Genomic DNA, 16353 nt, shown 5'->3' with positions numbered 1-16353 from the left:
ATTTATAAATATAAATAATAAGAATAAATTGTCAATTGAATTGTCATGGGAGTTTCAGGCAATTTCTAACGGGTATAGTATAGAAAGACTGTGATGGAGGAAGATTTATGACTACTATTAAAAAATACTCTAATATCAATGACTTAAGTGATAAAATCTACCAATTACGTGCAGACGGTGTAAAAGATACTGATATGATGGTCGTGAGTAAGGACCGCTTCCAAGCTACTTTTTTTAGATACACAAATGTCGGCTTTAAAAAAGCGAATGGTAACATGTGGGATACTGTAGCTGCCAAGTTCTTAGATGAGAACCGTGAAGAACGTGTGCTTAACCAATTAAAAGATGTTGACCTCAATCAACAAGACTTTAAAGATTCGATAGACAATGGGGAAATTCTTTTAATCGTTAGAGATGAAAAGAATCAAAATGTAGACAAGACAAATGAGAGAGAAGATAAGAAAGCTCTTCCTTATAACTCGACTGTAGATGTTTCAAATGCAAAAGAAGATGACACTAATCAAAGTGAAGTCACTAATAAACATGGCATTACTGATGCTAAAAAAGTGAATCAGCAAAAAGAACATGCAGAAGCTAAGAAAAAACATGATAGTTATATGGATGCAGCAGAAATCGTTGAAGAAGATGGTAGTAGACGTACAGTATCCTTAGATGACAATACTTTTACAATAGTTGATATGAATAAAAGCAAATAAAAAGAGATCCTGAAAGTTTTATTCCTTTCAGGATTATTTTTTTATTTATCAGCCTTCTTATAAGCTTTTTCTAAAGTTTCAATATCAAATTTTTTCATTTTCAAGAATGCTTCAGTTACCTTTTTCAGTTGTTTTGGACTACCATTTTCCATCATATCATCCATAACCTTAGGGACAATTTGCCAGGACACACCAAACTTATCTTTCAACCAACCACATTGTTCAGCCTCAGGATCAGCTGATAAAGCTTTCCAGTACTTATCAATTTCTTTTTGATCATCACATTTAACCATTAGAGAAACGCCTTCTGAAAACTGAGAATCATGTTCATAACCGCTATCTTGGAAAGAAAAACGTTTTTTAGCTAAACGTACTTCAGCATGCATGACCAAATCCTCAGTATTAGGTTCCATACCTGGCGGATAATTTCTAGAAGCTAGATGTTCACTCTTTTTAAAAGTATCAACATAGAGCTTCATCGCTTCAGTTGCCTTACCAGTGTTTTCATTCGCAAACATTAAAGAAGGGACGATATGGTTCTTACCACTGCGGTGATTTCTCAACCAGAACTGCCATGATGTTCCATACTTATCCTCTATCCATGCATACTTCTTGTTAAATGGATATTCTCCAAGTGGCATCAGTTCCTTACCACCGTCCATCAGCTTGTCATATAATTCGTCAATCAACTCTTCATTTTGCTCATCTATTTGCAAGATAAAAGAAATGGATGGATTTTTCTTTGCAAATGGACCTGCGCTAATTGCCATAAATTCATAACCCATCAAGCTAAAAGCAAACTGTTCACTGTCTCCTGAAGGTGTATCAGTCAAGGTCTGTCTCATTGTAATTTTTGAATCAGGAAAGATATCGGTATACCATTCAACTGCTTCTTTTGCCTCTGTATCAAACCATAAATGTGGAACAATTTTTTGATACTTCACATCTTCATCTCCCTAGGTTAATTTCTAAAATAATTGTAACAAATGAATGTTAAGAAACGATAATGATAAGAGAAATTGCATCTACAAAAAAGCACAATAGACAAAAGCGTTTAGGGTGTTGATATAGGGGAAGAGTATAAAAAGAAATCTATAAGATAAAGGTGATATTATGGCATGGAATATGCAAGACTACCCTGATTCTTTAAAAAACTTTGATGCACTCGAACGTAAAAAAATTATCGATATCGCAAATGCACTACTAGACAGTGGTTATGATGAAAGCCGTGCGATTGCTATTGCCACATCAGAAGGAAAAGACTGATACGAAAACGCGTCTAAAGAAGAATTAAAATCATTTGAGAAAGAAAGCAATCCTTCCAAAAATGATTCTCATGACACAGAAAGTGCTAATCCGGACTTATTAGACAACAATGTACATGTAAAATTTGATGATGAGAATGAAGAATGGGTCGTAAAAACAGCCAAAGCCGAACGTGCTTCTGGAAGATACGAGTATAAAAAAGAAGCTTTAGAACGTGCTCAGGACATTGCAGATAACAAAAATTCTAAAGTGATTTCATATACAAGAGATGGTAAAAAAGAGTAAAAGAAAACCGCTATAGAACAAGGTTCTAGAGCGGTTTTACTGATCTTACTGTTCTTCTTTAACGTATGGTAACAATGCCATGTGACGAGCACGTTTGATCGCGCCTGTTAGTTGGCGTTGGTACTTAGCTGAAGTACCAGTTACACGTCTAGGAAGAATTTTTCCACGTTCAGAGATGAACTTTTTAAGAAGTTCTACTTCTTTGTAGTCGATGTGTGTAATTCCGTTAGCTGTGAAATAGCAAACTTTTTTACGACGACGACCGCCTCTTCTTGGACCTGCCATAGGTAAGCCCTCCTTTTATAGATTATTATATTCGACTGTGTGGATCGAATGCGTAATCCATAATTTCGTTAGCTGAACGTGTGTTTTTAAATGTGTGTATGTGCACGATATATATTACAACTTTAAGAGTAAAAAGTCAATTACTTTTTAGCTTTCATAGCGATTCTGCTACCAATAAACAAAATGATAACTCCTAACAAGAGTCCTACTGACGAAATAATCAAGTAGCTTTCACTTTGTGGTCCATCACTTGTAAAGACTTGTGCAATTATCTCTGGAGCAGCAAGTATTAAAGCTAATATCGTATAGAACCATTGCTTCATGACAAGTGTTCCGATGACCAAGATCGCTAACAAAATAAAGCCAATCGTTATATTTACACTAGGGTCTAGTTCAAAAAATGTGATGATTGGATAGCTTCTCACAAGGAAAATTGAACCGACTAATAGTCCCATAAATAAAAAGCTAAAGACGAAAATTAGTACCATGCCTTTTAATTCAATCTTCTCTGATTTAAAGCTAGCAAAATTTATGAGTATAAATTTAAAGGCTTGGTAAATCAATAAGGGTCCGAGGACAATAATTCCCACATAGTATAAGAGATTCGCTAAAGTCCACTCAAAATCACCACTTATTAAATTGGGTACAGTTAAAATTCCAGCGAGGTAAATAATAAACAAGGCCACATACTTTTGAATATTATTTACGCGAGGCATTTCCCCAGAAATATTTTTAATATATTCCTTAACTGATCCGCCCGTAACGTCTTCTAAACTTTTCCCGTCTTGTTCTGCTTGTATCAAATGGTCTTCCAACTCAGCTTCCATATCATCAATTGCTTCATCTTGTTTACCATGTGCCATCATTTCTAAACGAAATTCTGTTAGAAATTTATCTGCCTCTTTACTTAACAATTTATTCACCTCTTATTAAACTATTCATTCCATCATTTAATTTAATCCATTTGTCTTTAAACACTTTCAATTCCGCTTTACCAGTGTCACTAATTGAATAATATTTTCTCTTCGGTCCACCGCTATCTGACTTAACCATCCTTGTGTTTACATATCCTTTTTTACTCAACCTCAGAAGTACTGGATAAATACTCCCCTCACTGATATCTGGAAATTTATGCGCTTCTAATTTCTTAGTAATCTCATAACCATAAGTTTCACCTTGAGAAATCAGCCCTAGAATTGCCCCATCTAACAGACCTTTCATGATTTGATTACTTACTGACACGGCCTACCTCCTAGTCAACTATCTTACATTGCAAGGTAGTTGATTATTAAAAAAGACAGCCTCTAAATGAACTATCTTACAATGTAAGATAGTTCATTTAGAGGCTGTCAATATTTTATTCTTTAGCTTTTGTACGTACAAATAATAACATGATAAAGGAAATTCCAATGATTGTAATTACCCATAACCAAGCAAGGTTCATATTACCTGATTGTAAGGCAACATAGATCGCGGTTGGTAAGGTTTGAGTTCTGCCAGGAATATTACCAGCAATCATTAAAGTCGCACCAAACTCACCTAGTGCACGTGCAAAACTAAGTATCGCTCCAGTAATAAGAGAGACAGCAGCAAGTGGCATAGTAATCTTCATAAAGATACGAAAATCACTTGCACCATCTACTTTTGCCGCTTCTTCTATATCTTTATCAATGCTCAAAAAACCAGTTTTGGCTGATTGATACATCAAAGGAAAGGCGACAACTGTACTTGCTAGTACAGCAGCGTACCAAGTAAAGATGATGGAACCGCCAAATAACCATTCTATAAAATCTCCAACAAAACTGTTATTTCCAAATATGACAATGAGTATAAATCCAACCACAGTAGGAGGTAAGACAATTGGCAACATCATAATTGTTTCTAATATGACTTTTCCTTTGAACTCTACTTTTGTCATGAATCTTGCCATCAAAGTACCTAAAACAAAGGAAAATATAAGTGCAATTGACGCAACCTGCAATGACAAAAGTACAGGGGTTAGAAACTCATTTGTCGTCACACCAAAATTACTCAGTAACGAATCCATAGTCCTCAAAAACTTTCAGAGCTTCTTCTGTTTGTAAAAACTCATAGAAAGCCTGAGCAGCTTCTTGGTTTTCTGAATCGTTGATTAAACCAACTGGATATTCAATCGGTGTATGAGTATCCTCTTTAGCAGCATCAACAATCTCAATCTTATCGCTTGTCATTGCATCCGTGCGATAAACTAAACCAGCATCAACTTCTCCACGCTCAACATAAGTTAAGACTGCTCTAACGTCTTCTGCATATATTAATTTATCTTCTAAATCTTGAGTCAGATTCATAGAATCAAAAGTTTCCATAGCGTATTCTCCTGCTGGAACTGATTCTGGTGTACCTACAGCAATATTTTCTGCTGAAGTTAAATTATCAAATGAAGTAACACTTGTTTTGTCTTCCGGAACAACAAGGACAAGTTCATTTTTTAATAATTGACTCGAATTTTCTTGGTCGATTGCGCCTTCATCAACTAAAGTATCAAAATCACTCTGAGACGCTGAGAAAAATATATCTGCAGGTGCCCCTTGAGAAATCTGTTGTTGAAGGGCGCCTGATCCTCCAAAATTAAAATCTAATTGTATATCAGGATTTTCCTCATTAAAGAGTTCGCCAACTTCTTGAATTGCATCTGTTAGACTCGCTGCTGCAGAAATTGTCACTGTAGCTGAACTTGTCTCATCAGCTTGGTCATCACTTTCAGCTGAACTTTCTTCACCATTACCACAAGCTGCTAAAATTAATAACATTGAAAATAAAAGAAACACACTTAATTTAGAACTTTTAAACATTATGTATCTTCCCTTCTGTCTCAATCACTTCATTACCATTATACATTAGAAAAGACAGACTAGAATCCTAGTCTGTCTCAGAAATTTATACTATATAACCGTAATTTGCAAACACTTCTAAAGCTTCTTCTGACTGTAGGAAGCGATAAAATTCTTTAGCTACACTATCATCAGCTATATCTTGTGATAGTCCTAAACTGTAAACAAAAGGATCAGTTAAAGAACGTGGTGCACGAGAAACGATTTTTAAATCTTCCTCTTCAGACACTTCTGTTCTAAGTAAAAGACCGGCATCAGTTTTGCCTTCTTTAATATCTGACACTGCCGTATCAATATCATTACTCTTCTCTATGTTTTCTATCGTTCTTTCATTACTCTTTTCGGCTTGAATCAGTTCCTCAGCATGACTGCCTGATAAGGAACTTTCAGGGTTAACAATAGATAAAGTGGCATCATCATTTTTAAAGATTGAGTCATAAGATGTGATATCTTCATTATCTTCAGTAGTCACTAAAACAATTTCATTAATCAGTAAATACTTAGTCGCTAGCTGATCTAAAATACCCGCTTCAACCAATGACTCGTACCCTTGATCAGAACTTGAGAAATAAATATCCATATCTTGATCATCACCATTAATCAAGTCCTCAGTGAGTGATTCTGTATGGCCGTACTGAGCATCTATTTCAACATTTTCGTGTTCTTCTTCAAATATAGAAATCAATTCTGTCATGACATCTTCAAGACTCTCTTCAACAGTCATATGTACAACCTGTGATTCTTCCTCTTCACTCACAGGCTCCTCAGTATCAGATGTCTGTTCACTATCAGTTTCCTCAGAAGCTGTAGCATCAGATGCTTCTTCTTCTTTAGTCACTTCACTATTTTCTTTTGGCTCATCAGTTTCTGATGATTCTTTCTCATCGTCATTACTACAAGCTGCCAATAGCACGCACAGCGATAGTAAAAGTGCCCATCTTAGAGCATTTTTTCTAATCATTGCGTTTTTCGCTCCTACATCTTAAAAATTATGCTTCATATATTATTATAAACACTGTATAGACAAAAGACATCAAAAACTAGAAATTAAAACAATAAAATTAACTTATGTATCTTCTGAAGTAAAATAAAAACCCGAGATATATACTATCTCAGGTTTTTCACACATATTACACACACATCTTCAAACACACGATAACAAAATTTGGATTGTTATATTTTAAATTTAGAATGGTAAATCATCATCGCTAATGTCTACCGGTCCTTTTGAGTTCGCAAATGGATTATCTTCTACAGGTTGTTGGCGACTTTGCCCTTGACCTGTCGACTGATTACCGCTGCTATAGGCATTGGTATAAGAGTCTGCAGAATTATTATAATCGTTATTGCTTTGAGATTGATTACTGCTACCTTTAGGCTCTAAGAACTGAACACTTTCACACACAACTTCAGTTACATATACTCTTTGTCCGTCTTTATTCTCGTAGTTACGAGTTTGAATTCTTCCGTCAATACCAACTAAACTACCTTTTTTAACATACTGGTTGACGTTTTCTGCTTGTTTACGGAAAACAACACAGTTGATAAAATCCGCACCTCTTTCACCATTTTGACTAGTGAAAGGACGGTTGACAGCTAAGTTAAAAGTAGCAACAGCGATATTATTTTGACTGACTCTTAGTTCCGGGTCCCTTGTTAGGCGACCTACTAAAACTACACGGTTTAGCATGTAATCAACTCCACTAAATATTTAACTTATTTTTTCTCTTCTGCTTGTTCGTCGCGAACAACGATATGACGAATGATGTCATTGTTGATCTTAGCTAAGCGGTCAAACTCATCAGTAGCTTCGCTTGTAGCGTTAACTTTGATGATGTGATAAAAACCATCTTTGAAATCTTCGATTTCATAGGCAAGACGACGTTTACCCCACTCTTTAGACTCGACGATTTCCGCACCATTGTTTGTAAGAATTTCATCGAAACGTTTAACAAGTGTTGCTTTCGCTTCTTCTTCAATGTTTGGGCGGATTACATATAAAATTTCATATGCTCTCATCTTGTGCACCTCCTTATGGACTTTGCGGCTGAAAACCTTTGTTTTCAGCAAGGAATAATTTTCATTACTCACAATCAGATATTATAGCAATAAATTAGCTGTTTTACAAGGTATATCTAGACATTAAATCTAAAATGAACGACATCTCCATCTTTCATGATATAGTCTTTTCCTTCTAGACGAACCTTACCAGCTTCCTTAGCTTTCACTTCACTACCAGCCTCTACTAAATCATCGTAACTTACAGTTTCAGCGCGGATGAAACCTTTTTGGAAATCTGTGTGGATAATGCCGGCACACTCAGGTGCTGTCATTCCTTTTCTAAAGGTCCACGCTCTAACTTCTTGAACACCTGCAGTAAAGTAAGTCGCTAAACCTAGTAAGTCATATGATGCTCTGATCAGTTTATCTAAACCTGACTCATCTAAACCGAGCTCTTCAAGGAACATTTCGCGCTCATCATCTTCTAGAACAGCAATTTCTTCTTCAACTTTTGCTGAAATAACAATAACTTGTGAATCTTCTTCATTGGCATATTCCTGGATTGCTTTTAAATGTTCGTTATCTTCAAGGTCTGATAAATCATCTTCAGCGACATTGGCAACGTATAACATTGGTTTTTGAGTTAGGAGATTGAAGTGTTTAACAAGCTTAAATTCTTCTTCAGAGAAATCAAGTGCACGAACAGGACGTTCTGATTCTAAGCACTCTTTAATCTTCGTTAACACTTTAGCTTCTGCCACAGCGTCCTTATCTTTTTGCTTGGCCATTTTTTCAACTTTAGGCAAGCGCTTATCTACACTTTCAAGGTCTGCAAGAATCAGCTCCATATTGATAATTTCAATATCATCAACTGGGTCAACCTTACCTGATACGTGAGTGACATTCTCATCATTAAACGCACGAACCACTTGGCAAATCGCGTCTACCTCTCTAATGTTAGCAAGGAATTTATTTCCTAAACCTTCACCTTTAGATGCACCTTTAACGATGCCTGCGATATCTGTAAATTCAAATGCAGTAGGAACTGTTTTCTTTGGCACAACGATTTCAGTAAGTTTATCTAAACGTGCATCAGGAACCTCTACGATTCCGACGTTAGGATCGATTGTTGCGAATGGATAGTTAGCAGCAAGCGCACCTGCTTTTGTGATTGCGTTAAATAAGGTTGATTTACCAACGTTAGGTAAGCCAACGATTCCAGCTGTTAAAGACATGATTTTTTCTCCTTTAAATTATAATACTTTTTTTAATCTTTTATTAAAGTCCCGACGTGCCATCATAATAGTACGGTCACAGTGGGTACATTTGATTTTTATATCTGCACCCATTCGGACAATTTGAAACTTATTCGTTCCACATGGGTGAGCTTTCTTCATTTCAACAAAACTATTTAACTCATAGTTTTTCTCCATATCTACACCTCATCATTTTCGCCTTCGAAATCGTTAATATCCATAGTAGGAACAGAAATGTAAATGTTTTGTGATTCTAAGTACTGCTTAATACGTTTTCTCATGCGACGTGTCGCTCCAAAATGTTCCATCGGGCGAGAAGTCAACATTACACGAATCGTTGCTTCTCCTTGTTTAATATCTTGAACCCCTTGAACAACAGGTGGCTCAACCAATACCTCTTCTTCTCTCCAGTGAGATTCAAGGTAAGATTCTAATATACTTTCGACTTGATCTAAATCTTCTGTAATAGAAAAGTTCATATCTAAGAAAGAAATAGAGTTATATCGAGAAAAGTTAACGACCTCATTGATTGTACCGTTAGGAATCATGTATAACTCGCCTTCATAGCCTTGAATGCGAGATGATCGTAGACCTAATGATAACACTTCACCCTCGGCAACAGTAGTCCCTGACGTATTAACACGCACAAAGTCACCTTTATCAAATTGATTTTCTAAAATGATAAAGAAACCAGTAATCATATCTTTGACTAGACTCTGTGCACCAAAACCAATAGCCAGACCAACTACCCCAGCCCCTGCTAGTAGTGTGGATACAGGGATATTAAATGACTCAAGTATAGCTACAACAATAAAGAACCAAATGAAAATGGATGCACTGTTTTGTAAGACATTAATCAGCGTGTTATTTCTCTTATCAGAGCCTTTTAAGCGAGACTTTGCCTTATATTTAAAGAAGTTTTCTATCAGACGATTTGCGACACGTGTCAAAATGTAGCCTACAATAATTAAGATTAAAGCAAATAGTATAGTCTGACCGATATTAATCCATAGGTCCGGTTCTCCGATACGCTTTATTAGTGTTTCAATAAATGTTAATTGTTCTTCAAGTCCTTCATTTACTGATGTATTAAACAAGCTTAAAAAGTTCATCTGTTTCCCTCTTTCTATTGGTGATTTTGAAGCATAGAGAGTATTCTTTTAAACTCTTCTTCCGATGTAAACTCCAGTTGAATGACGCCTTTTTGTTTAATTTTTTTAATTTCAACCTTAGTTCCAAACCGTGCTTTTAAGTCTCTTTCATAACCTTCGATAAACTTAAGTTTCTTTTTAGTCCTCTTAATTTTTTTACTAGGTTTAAAAGACTTTACATAGTGTTCCAAAGCTCTAACACTCATGCCTTCTTGTTGTGCCTTAGACGCCACCATTTCCATCAAATGTGGTTCTTTTAAGGACAGAAGTGTGCGCCCATGTGCACCAGTAAGTTCTTTATTATTAATCATGACTTTGACCTTAGAAGGCAAATTTAACAACCTTAAAGTATTAGCGATGTATGACCTAGACTTACCTAGCCTATGAGACAAACCATCTTGGGTCAAGTCACTTGCTGTCATCAAGTCTCTATAACTTTCTGCTTCTTCTAGTGGACTCAGATCTTCTCTTTGAAGATTTTCAATAATCGCAAGCTCCATCATCTCTAAATCAGTCATCTCAGTAATAATTGCAGGGATATGAGATAGACCTGCTAACTTACTTGCTCTTAGACGTCTTTCTCCAGCCACTAATGTATAGCCTTTTGTAGCCAGCCTCACTGTAATTGGTTGCATGACACCATGTTGCTCAATACTTCTGGATAAGTCTTCAAGTTTTTCCGCATCAAAAGTTTGTCTTGGTTGATAAGGATTTTTTCTAATAGAAGCAATAGGCAAATCGATAATTTCCAAACTCGTCACCAACTTCAATTTGTTAAAATACACACTATATTATAGCAGTCACGCACGCGTTTGTAAGTGAAAAAGAGTACCTACACTGTGTGCAGGCACCCTACTTGTAAATCTTAATAATAACCTCATGAAAATCATTCGTTTCACTGTTCTCGATTCGGATATCCATGCCTTTTTCTCGTAATTTTTTAATATCACGTTCAAAGTCATTTAAGACAAAAGTCACATCATCGTTAAAGTTAATTTGCTCTGTGCGTTTTTTTTGACGATTTTTAACTGCGAGTTCAGTTTCCTTAACTGTCAGTTTATCGCTAACGATATTGTTTAAAACATCGTATTGGCCATCGTTATCTAATGAAAGCAGTGCTCTCGCATGCCTTTCAGTGATTTCTTCTTTTTCTAACGCCGTTATAACGTCGTCAGAAAGCTTAAGTAGTCTCAATTTATTAGCGATAAAAGACTGACTCTTACCGATGCTCTCAGCTAAATCTTTTTGAGTAACATCATCCATGTCTAGAAGCTGCTTATATGCCCTAGCTTCTTCAATGCTCGTTAAGTTTTCTCTTTGAATATTCTCAATCAAAGCAATTGCAGCTGTTTCTTGGTCAGTCAGGTATTTAACAATCGCTTTAGTGTTTTCATAGGCAAGATATTTCAAAGCTCTAAAACGTCTTTCCCCGGCAATAATTTCATACATGTCTTCTTCAATTGGTCTTAAAGTAATAGGTTGAAGTAAACCATGCTTTTCGATGGAATGTGCGAGCTCTTTAATTTTATCTTGATCAAAGACTGCTCTTGGCTGGTATTGGTTTGGGACAATGTTTTCCAATGACACATGTACCAAGTCTTCATCATGAGCCATTTCACTCTTATCTATTAAATTGAATAGTTTTGAAAATGGTTTTTTCACACATTCCACCATCCTTTATTTTAATGGGGATTTATTTGGAGTTCCTGGTTTTCTAGGGTATTTTTTAGGTGTCTTTCTGACTTTATCAATAACAATAATATAGCGTTCGCTTTCCTCTTCAGGTAAGGTTAGCGAATTGATTTTTTTAATGTCTCCACCTAGTAAATCAAGCGCGAACTCCGCTTCTTCAATCTCTTCCATAGCTTTTTTACCCTTCATAACGATGAACTGTCCACCAGTACGAACTAAAGGTAAGCATAATTCAGCTAAGACATTCAGCTGGGCAACAGCGCGTGCTGTGACCACATCAAACATATGTCTTTGTCCGTATTGTCCAAAGGTTTCTGCACGATCGTGAACGAGATGAATTTTATCCAAACCAAGCACTGTAGTCAACTCATTTAAAAAGGTAATACGTTTATTGAGTGAGTCGACGATAGTCACTTTTAAGTCCGGGCGAATAATCTTCATAGGAATGCTTGGAAAACCTGCACCAGCACCAACATCACATAGACTTGCACCCTCTTCAATATCAGCATATAAAAGTGGTGTAATAGAATCATAGAAGTGCTTTAAATAGACTTCTTTCATTTCTGTTACTGCAGTTAAGTTAATTTTTTGATTCCACTCTACAAGCATTTCAAAGTAAGTTTTAAACTGTCCGATTTGTTCAGTGGAAAGTTCAATGCCATGTTCTTTTAATTGATTTATAAATTCTGTTTCTGTCATGATCCAGTCCTCTTCACATTTCCTTGTTCGATGTAGACAAGCAGAATAGAAATATCTGCAGGGTTTACACCAGAAATTCTAGATGCCTGTGCAATGTTTAATGGTTTTACTTCTTTTAACTTCATACGTGCTTCAGTTGCTAATGAATTGATTGCATCGTAATCGATGTTTTCAGGAATTTTCTTATCTTCCATACGTTTCATCTTATCAACTTGTTGAAGAGATTTCTTAATATAACCATCGTATTTAATTTGTACTTCAACTTGTTCGAACTCTTCTTGTTTTAGACTGATATCCTCACCAAGAATTTCCATAATTGATGCATAATCCATCTCAGGACGACGGAGTAAATCAGCTGCTAAAATACCATCTTTCAGTGCAGTACCACCACGTTGTTCAACAATATTTTGGGTGTGTGCATTCGGTTTAATTCTTACTTTTTTCAAGCGTTCTAATTCCGCTTCAATGTTTGATTTTTTCTCGTTAAAGCGGGCATAACGTTCCTCAGAAATTAAGTTGTTTTGATAACCGATTTCTGTTAAACGCATATCAGCATTATCATGACGTAGTAGTAAACGATGTTCTGCACGAGATGTTAAGAGACGGTATGGTTCGTTTGTACCTTTAGTTACAAGGTCATCTATGAGTACACCAATATAAGCATCTGTACGACTTAAAATTAACTCTTCTTCACCGAGTAATTTGTTAGCAGCGTTAATACCAGCGATCAAACCTTGACCTGCTGCTTCTTCGTAACCACTAGTTCCATTGATTTGACCAGCGGTATATAAGTTTTTGATCTTTTTAGTTTCTAAAGTTGGCCATAGCTGTGTCGGCACAAGTGCATCATACTCAATCGCATAACCAGCACGCATCATACGCGCATTCTCTAATCCAGGAATGCTCGACAACATTTCACGCTGTACACTTTCAGGCATGCTAGTAGATAAGCCTTGAACGTAAACTTCTTTAGTATTACGACCTTCTGGTTCTAAGAAGATTTGGTGACGCGGTTTATCATTAAATCTAACAATCTTATCTTCAATAGATGGGCAGTATCTTGGTCCTGTTCCTTGAATGACACCTGAGTACATTGCTGACAAATGTAAGTTCGCAGTAATGATCTCATGAGTAGAAGGTGACGTATAAGTTAACCAACATGGTAATTGATCCATGATGAATTCTGTTGTGTCAAAGCTAAATGCTCTTGGTACGTCATCACCAGGTTGGATTTCAGTTTTACTATAATCTATAGAATCTGCATTGACGCGCGGTGGTGTCCCTGTTTTGAAACGAATAATCTCAAAGCCAAGCTCCTTCAATTGATCTGCTAGAGCAAGTGAAGGAATTTGATGGTTAGGACCACTTGAATACTTAAGGTCTCCAAGAATAATCTCACCTCTTAAGAAGGTACCTGTGGTCACAATAACAGCATCCGCTTGATATTCAGTACCAATATTTGTTCTTACCCCACGTACCTCATCATTTTCGACAATCAGTTCATCAACTAAACCTTGTAAAATATCAAGGTTCTCTTCGTTTTCTAAAACAGATTTCATCTCTTGTTGATAAAGAACTTTATCTGCTTGTGCACGTAAAGCACGTACAGCAGGCCCTTTACCAGTATTTAGCATACGCATTTGGATATGGGTTTTATCGATTACTTTAGCCATTTGACCACCAAGTGCATCGACTTCACGAACGACAATTCCTTTGGCTGGTCCACCAACAGATGGGTTACACGGCATAAATGCGATGTTATCAAGGTTGATTGTTAACATTAACGTTTTTAAACCTTTACGGCTTGCTGCAAGTCCCGCTTCGACTCCTGCATGGCCAGCACCAATAACAATCACATCGTATTTTATTGCTTCGGTCATTATTTTACCTCCTAAATTATTTACCTAGACAGAATTGACTGAAGAGCTGATCGATGAGCTGTTCTGAAACATCCTCACCAATAACTTCTCCTAGAAGTTCCCAGGTTTTAATCAGATCTATTTGAATAATATCGACAGGAACATCAATTTCTGCTGATGAAATCGCATCGCTAATAGATACTTTCGCTTGTTCTAACAAGTGTATATGACGATTATTTGATACATATGTGGAGTCTGCTGATGAAATGCTGCCATCGAAAAACATGCGTTGTATTTCATTTTCTAAGTCATCCACACCCTGACCATTAATAATCGATGTTCTAATTAATGGGATGTCAAAGTGACTTGTTAAATAATCTACATCTAGATGATTTTCTAAATCTAATTTATTAATGATACCGATGACTTTTTTATCATCAATAGTTTCTAAAAGCTCGATATCCTCTTTTGTAATCTCTTCGTTATTGTTCATGACGTAAAGGATAAGTTCAGCATCTTTTAGTGCTTCACGTGAACGTTCAACTCCAATTTTTTCAACGACATCATCTGTCTCACGAATCCCCGCAGTATCAACTAGTTTTAAAGGAATTCCATTGACATTGACATATTCTTCTAAAATATCACGTGTCGTACCAGCAACATCCGTAACAATAGCCTTATTATCTTGGATCAGATAATTTAGGAGTGAACTCTTACCGACGTTAGGTTTACCGACAATGACCGTTGACAAGCCTTCTCGTAAAATACGCCCTTCAGCACTCGATTTAAGCAACTTCTCAATTTCTTTTTCAACTGTTTGCGCTTCTTCTAATAAAAAGGCTGTCGTTGCTTCTTCAACATCATCGTATTCTGGATAATCGATATTAACTTCAACTTGAGCAAGTATATTTAAAATACTCTGACGTAAATTTTCTATATATGTTTTTAAACGACCTTGAACTTGTTGGTTTGCAACTTTAGATGCCTGGTCAGTTTTTGACCTGATAAAGTCCATAACCGCTTCAGCTTGAGATAAGTCGACGCGTCCATTTAAGAAGGCACGCTTAGTAAACTCACCTGGTTCAGCCATGCGAGCACCATGACTTAAAGTTAACTGCAGTACACGGTTAACTGTGTGAATCCCACCATGACAGTTAATCTCTACGATGTCTTCTCTCGTATATGTTCTTGGGGCTCTCATCACCGCACACATAACCTCTTCGACTGTTTCTTTCGTTTTAGGGTCGATGATATGCCCATAGTTAATCGTGTGGGAATCTACCTCACTTAATTTTTTCGCTCCTCTATACAGACGATCTGCAATTTCAACCGCATCTTCTCCTGACAGACGAACGATAGCAATCGCCCCTTCACCGACTGGTGTAGAGATGCTTGAGATCGTTTCAAATTGCACTTAAAAAACTCCTTTATTTCTTAGTTATTACAAGATAACGGTTCGGTTCTTTACCTTCCGAATACGTTTCTATACCGGGCTCTCGACTCAGCGCATTATGCATTATTTTTCTCTCAAAATTAGGCATAGGTTCTAACTTAACTCTCTCTTCAGTTCGCCTTACCTTATCCGCCATGTTTAAAGCTAGAATTTCTAAAGTTTCTTTACGTTTCGCTCTATAGTCACCAACATCAATGATGACTTGTCCATAGCTACGATAAATACTATTAAAATAATTCTGTGCGAGCACTTGAAGTGCGTTTAGCGTCTGACCGCGTTTACCGATGATTTTAGCTGCAAGTTTTGCATCAAAATTTATATCTATATTATTCTTTTTCACTGTCATTTTCGTTGTATGCTCTATGCCCATGTCTAAAACGATGCTAGAAATATACGCTTCTGTATCTTTAGCAGCTTGTTCTATAGGATGATTTTTTTCACTGTGAGATAAGTCGTCTTTTTCTTCTACTTCTTCGTGACTATTCTCTTCTAGGTCTTCAGCTTTCTGACTGACTCTTTCACGAGACTCAGTTTCTTCTATAGCTTCTTCTGTTGATTGACTTGGAACTTTTGTTTTAACATCTTTTTCGACTCTGTTTATCAAAGCTTCAATTGTCTCGTAAGTCTTTAATTCAGGATTAATAACAGTGAGTTTGACCTCAGCTGGACGCTTACCGAAGCCTAAGAAACCACTTGAACCACTATCTAAGACTTCTATTTTAATATCATCTTCAGTAACTTTCAGTTCCGCTAAACCTTTTGCAACAGCATCGTTTACTGTCTTTTCAGTATAAGTTTTGTACATGATACAACCCCCGTA

The 16353-nt window shown here is 36.4% G+C and carries 20 protein-coding genes and 1 pseudogene; 3 read left to right on the top strand and 18 right to left on the bottom strand.

The genetic code is table 11. The features are described 5' to 3' along the window. Positions 1–107: 107 nt before the first annotated feature. Positions 108–716 (top strand): general stress protein, encoded by a 609-nt coding sequence (locus JEOSCH030_RS01945; protein ID WP_185124934.1) that lies wholly within the window; start codon positions 108–110, stop codon positions 714–716. A gap of 41 nt (positions 717–757) precedes the next feature. Here the strand turns inward: JEOSCH030_RS01945 and JEOSCH030_RS01940 are convergent, their stop codons facing one another. After that, complete coding sequence (locus tag JEOSCH030_RS01940; RefSeq protein ID WP_185124933.1) at positions 758–1660, bottom strand: VOC family protein; 903 nt, start codon at positions 1658–1660, stop codon at positions 758–760. Positions 1661–1829: 169 nt separating this feature from the next. Between JEOSCH030_RS01940 and JEOSCH030_RS10815 the strand changes: the two genes are divergently transcribed. Next, positions 1830–1982: a DUF2188 domain-containing protein gene (locus JEOSCH030_RS10815; protein ID WP_235962190.1), complete on the top strand. Its 153-nt coding sequence runs from the start codon at positions 1830–1832 to the stop codon at positions 1980–1982. 126 nt (positions 1983–2108) lie between these two features. Continuing rightward, positions 2109–2267, top strand: a pseudogene (locus JEOSCH030_RS10810) (DUF2188 domain-containing protein); the annotation flags it as partial. Between the two features lie 45 nt (positions 2268–2312). On the opposite strand, the gene rpsR reads toward JEOSCH030_RS10810, so the two are convergent. The 17 genes from rpsR to jag form a co-directional block, all read right to left on the bottom strand. Beyond that, entirely contained in the window at positions 2313–2552 is a 240-nt protein-coding gene (gene rpsR, locus JEOSCH030_RS01930) for a 30S ribosomal protein S18 (RefSeq protein WP_035810211.1), read from the bottom strand. 140 nt (positions 2553–2692) lie between these two features. Further along, complete coding sequence (locus JEOSCH030_RS01925; protein ID WP_185124932.1) at positions 2693–3466, bottom strand: hypothetical protein; 774 nt, start codon at positions 3464–3466, stop codon at positions 2693–2695. A gap of 1 nt (position 3467) precedes the next feature. Continuing rightward, positions 3468–3794 (bottom strand): PadR family transcriptional regulator, encoded by a 327-nt coding sequence (locus tag JEOSCH030_RS01920; RefSeq protein ID WP_185124931.1) that lies wholly within the window; start codon positions 3792–3794, stop codon positions 3468–3470. 115 nt (positions 3795–3909) lie between these two features. Beyond that, positions 3910–4599 (bottom strand): molybdate ABC transporter permease subunit, encoded by a 690-nt coding sequence (gene modB, locus JEOSCH030_RS01915; protein WP_185124930.1) that lies wholly within the window; start codon positions 4597–4599, stop codon positions 3910–3912. After that, on the bottom strand, positions 4580–5341 hold the full coding sequence (gene modA, locus JEOSCH030_RS01910; RefSeq protein ID WP_235962189.1) for a molybdate ABC transporter substrate-binding protein: 762 nt from the start codon (positions 5339–5341) through the stop codon (positions 4580–4582). The genes modB and modA (JEOSCH030_RS01910) overlap by 20 nt, the downstream gene beginning before the upstream one ends. Before the next feature lie 127 nt (positions 5342–5468). After that, positions 5469–6383 carry a molybdate ABC transporter substrate-binding protein gene (gene modA, locus JEOSCH030_RS01905; protein WP_185124928.1) on the bottom strand — a complete coding sequence of 305 codons (915 nt, stop codon included), beginning with the start codon at positions 6381–6383 and terminating at the stop codon, positions 5469–5471. A gap of 225 nt (positions 6384–6608) precedes the next feature. Next, the gene (ssb, locus tag JEOSCH030_RS01900) at positions 6609–7112 is read right to left on the bottom strand and encodes a single-stranded DNA-binding protein (RefSeq protein WP_185124927.1); all 504 of its coding nucleotides are present in this window, start codon (positions 7110–7112) and stop codon (positions 6609–6611) included. A 26-nt stretch (positions 7113–7138) separates the two neighbouring features. After that, entirely contained in the window at positions 7139–7441 is a 303-nt protein-coding gene (gene rpsF, locus JEOSCH030_RS01895; RefSeq protein ID WP_185124926.1) for a 30S ribosomal protein S6, read from the bottom strand. 116 nt (positions 7442–7557) lie between these two features. Further along, positions 7558–8658 (bottom strand): redox-regulated ATPase YchF, encoded by a 1101-nt coding sequence (ychF, locus tag JEOSCH030_RS01890; protein ID WP_185124925.1) that lies wholly within the window; start codon positions 8656–8658, stop codon positions 7558–7560. Between the two features lie 18 nt (positions 8659–8676). Then, a complete protein-coding gene (locus JEOSCH030_RS01885) occupies positions 8677–8856 on the bottom strand; it encodes a DUF951 domain-containing protein (RefSeq protein ID WP_185124924.1) in 180 nt (59 codons plus the stop codon). A gap of 2 nt (positions 8857–8858) precedes the next feature. Next, on the bottom strand, positions 8859–9791 hold the full coding sequence (locus JEOSCH030_RS01880; protein WP_185124923.1) for a mechanosensitive ion channel family protein: 933 nt from the start codon (positions 9789–9791) through the stop codon (positions 8859–8861). Between the two features lie 14 nt (positions 9792–9805). After that, positions 9806–10591: a ParB/RepB/Spo0J family partition protein gene (locus JEOSCH030_RS01875; RefSeq protein WP_235962188.1), complete on the bottom strand. Its 786-nt coding sequence runs from the start codon at positions 10589–10591 to the stop codon at positions 9806–9808. Between the two features lie 91 nt (positions 10592–10682). Beyond that, a complete protein-coding gene (locus JEOSCH030_RS01870; RefSeq protein ID WP_185124921.1) occupies positions 10683–11492 on the bottom strand; it encodes a ParB/RepB/Spo0J family partition protein in 810 nt (269 codons plus the stop codon). A gap of 15 nt (positions 11493–11507) precedes the next feature. Continuing rightward, on the bottom strand, positions 11508–12221 hold the full coding sequence (gene rsmG / locus JEOSCH030_RS01865) for a 16S rRNA (guanine(527)-N(7))-methyltransferase RsmG (RefSeq protein WP_185124920.1): 714 nt from the start codon (positions 12219–12221) through the stop codon (positions 11508–11510). Beyond that, positions 12218–14101, bottom strand: coding sequence for a tRNA uridine-5-carboxymethylaminomethyl(34) synthesis enzyme MnmG (gene mnmG / locus JEOSCH030_RS01860; protein ID WP_185124919.1), 1884 nt, complete (start codon positions 14099–14101; stop codon positions 12218–12220). Before mnmG ends, rsmG begins: the two co-directional genes overlap by 4 nt. A 16-nt stretch (positions 14102–14117) precedes the next feature. Continuing rightward, the gene (gene mnmE, locus JEOSCH030_RS01855) at positions 14118–15494 is read right to left on the bottom strand and encodes a tRNA uridine-5-carboxymethylaminomethyl(34) synthesis GTPase MnmE (protein WP_185124918.1); all 1377 of its coding nucleotides are present in this window, start codon (positions 15492–15494) and stop codon (positions 14118–14120) included. A 13-nt stretch (positions 15495–15507) separates the two neighbouring features. Continuing rightward, positions 15508–16338: an RNA-binding cell elongation regulator Jag/EloR gene (gene jag, locus JEOSCH030_RS01850; RefSeq protein ID WP_185124917.1), complete on the bottom strand. Its 831-nt coding sequence runs from the start codon at positions 16336–16338 to the stop codon at positions 15508–15510. Positions 16339–16353: the final 15 nt, after the last annotated feature.

Source organism: Jeotgalicoccus meleagridis, assembly GCF_903994045.1.
GTDB lineage: Bacteria > Bacillota > Bacilli > Staphylococcales > Salinicoccaceae > Jeotgalicoccus > Jeotgalicoccus meleagridis.
The sequence above is the reverse complement of the archived record's forward strand: the minus strand, read 5'-3'. Positions and strand labels throughout refer to the sequence as shown.

Bases quoted from the DNA above. Each gene is read 5' to 3' on its own strand.
- ychF (WP_185124925.1), bottom strand. From the start codon at position 8,658: ATGTCTTTAACAGCTGGAATCGTTGGCTTACCTAACGTTGGTAAATCA.
- ssb (WP_185124927.1), bottom strand. From the start codon at position 7,112: ATGCTAAACCGTGTAGTTTTAGTAGGTCGCCTAACAAGGGACCCGGAA.
- rsmG (WP_185124920.1), bottom strand. From the start codon at position 12,221: ATGACAGAAACAGAATTTATAAATCAATTAAAAGAACATGGCATTGAA.
- modA (WP_185124928.1), bottom strand. From the start codon at position 6,383: ATGATTAGAAAAAATGCTCTAAGATGGGCACTTTTACTATCGCTGTGC.
- mnmG (WP_185124919.1), bottom strand. From the start codon at position 14,101: ATGACCGAAGCAATAAAATACGATGTGATTGTTATTGGTGCTGGCCAT.
- JEOSCH030_RS10815 (WP_235962190.1), top strand. From the start codon at position 1,830: ATGGCATGGAATATGCAAGACTACCCTGATTCTTTAAAAAACTTTGAT.
- JEOSCH030_RS01945 (WP_185124934.1), top strand. From the start codon at position 108: ATGACTACTATTAAAAAATACTCTAATATCAATGACTTAAGTGATAAA.
- JEOSCH030_RS01885 (WP_185124924.1), bottom strand. From the start codon at position 8,856: ATGGAGAAAAACTATGAGTTAAATAGTTTTGTTGAAATGAAGAAAGCT.
- modB (WP_185124930.1), bottom strand. From the start codon at position 4,599: ATGGATTCGTTACTGAGTAATTTTGGTGTGACGACAAATGAGTTTCTA.
- jag (WP_185124917.1), bottom strand. From the start codon at position 16,338: ATGTACAAAACTTATACTGAAAAGACAGTAAACGATGCTGTTGCAAAA.
- modA (WP_235962189.1), bottom strand. From the start codon at position 5,341: ATGTTATTAATTTTAGCAGCTTGTGGTAATGGTGAAGAAAGTTCAGCT.
- JEOSCH030_RS01880 (WP_185124923.1), bottom strand. From the start codon at position 9,791: ATGAACTTTTTAAGCTTGTTTAATACATCAGTAAATGAAGGACTTGAA.
- rpsR (WP_035810211.1), bottom strand. From the start codon at position 2,552: ATGGCAGGTCCAAGAAGAGGCGGTCGTCGTCGTAAAAAAGTTTGCTAT.
- rpsF (WP_185124926.1), bottom strand. From the start codon at position 7,441: ATGAGAGCATATGAAATTTTATATGTAATCCGCCCAAACATTGAAGAA.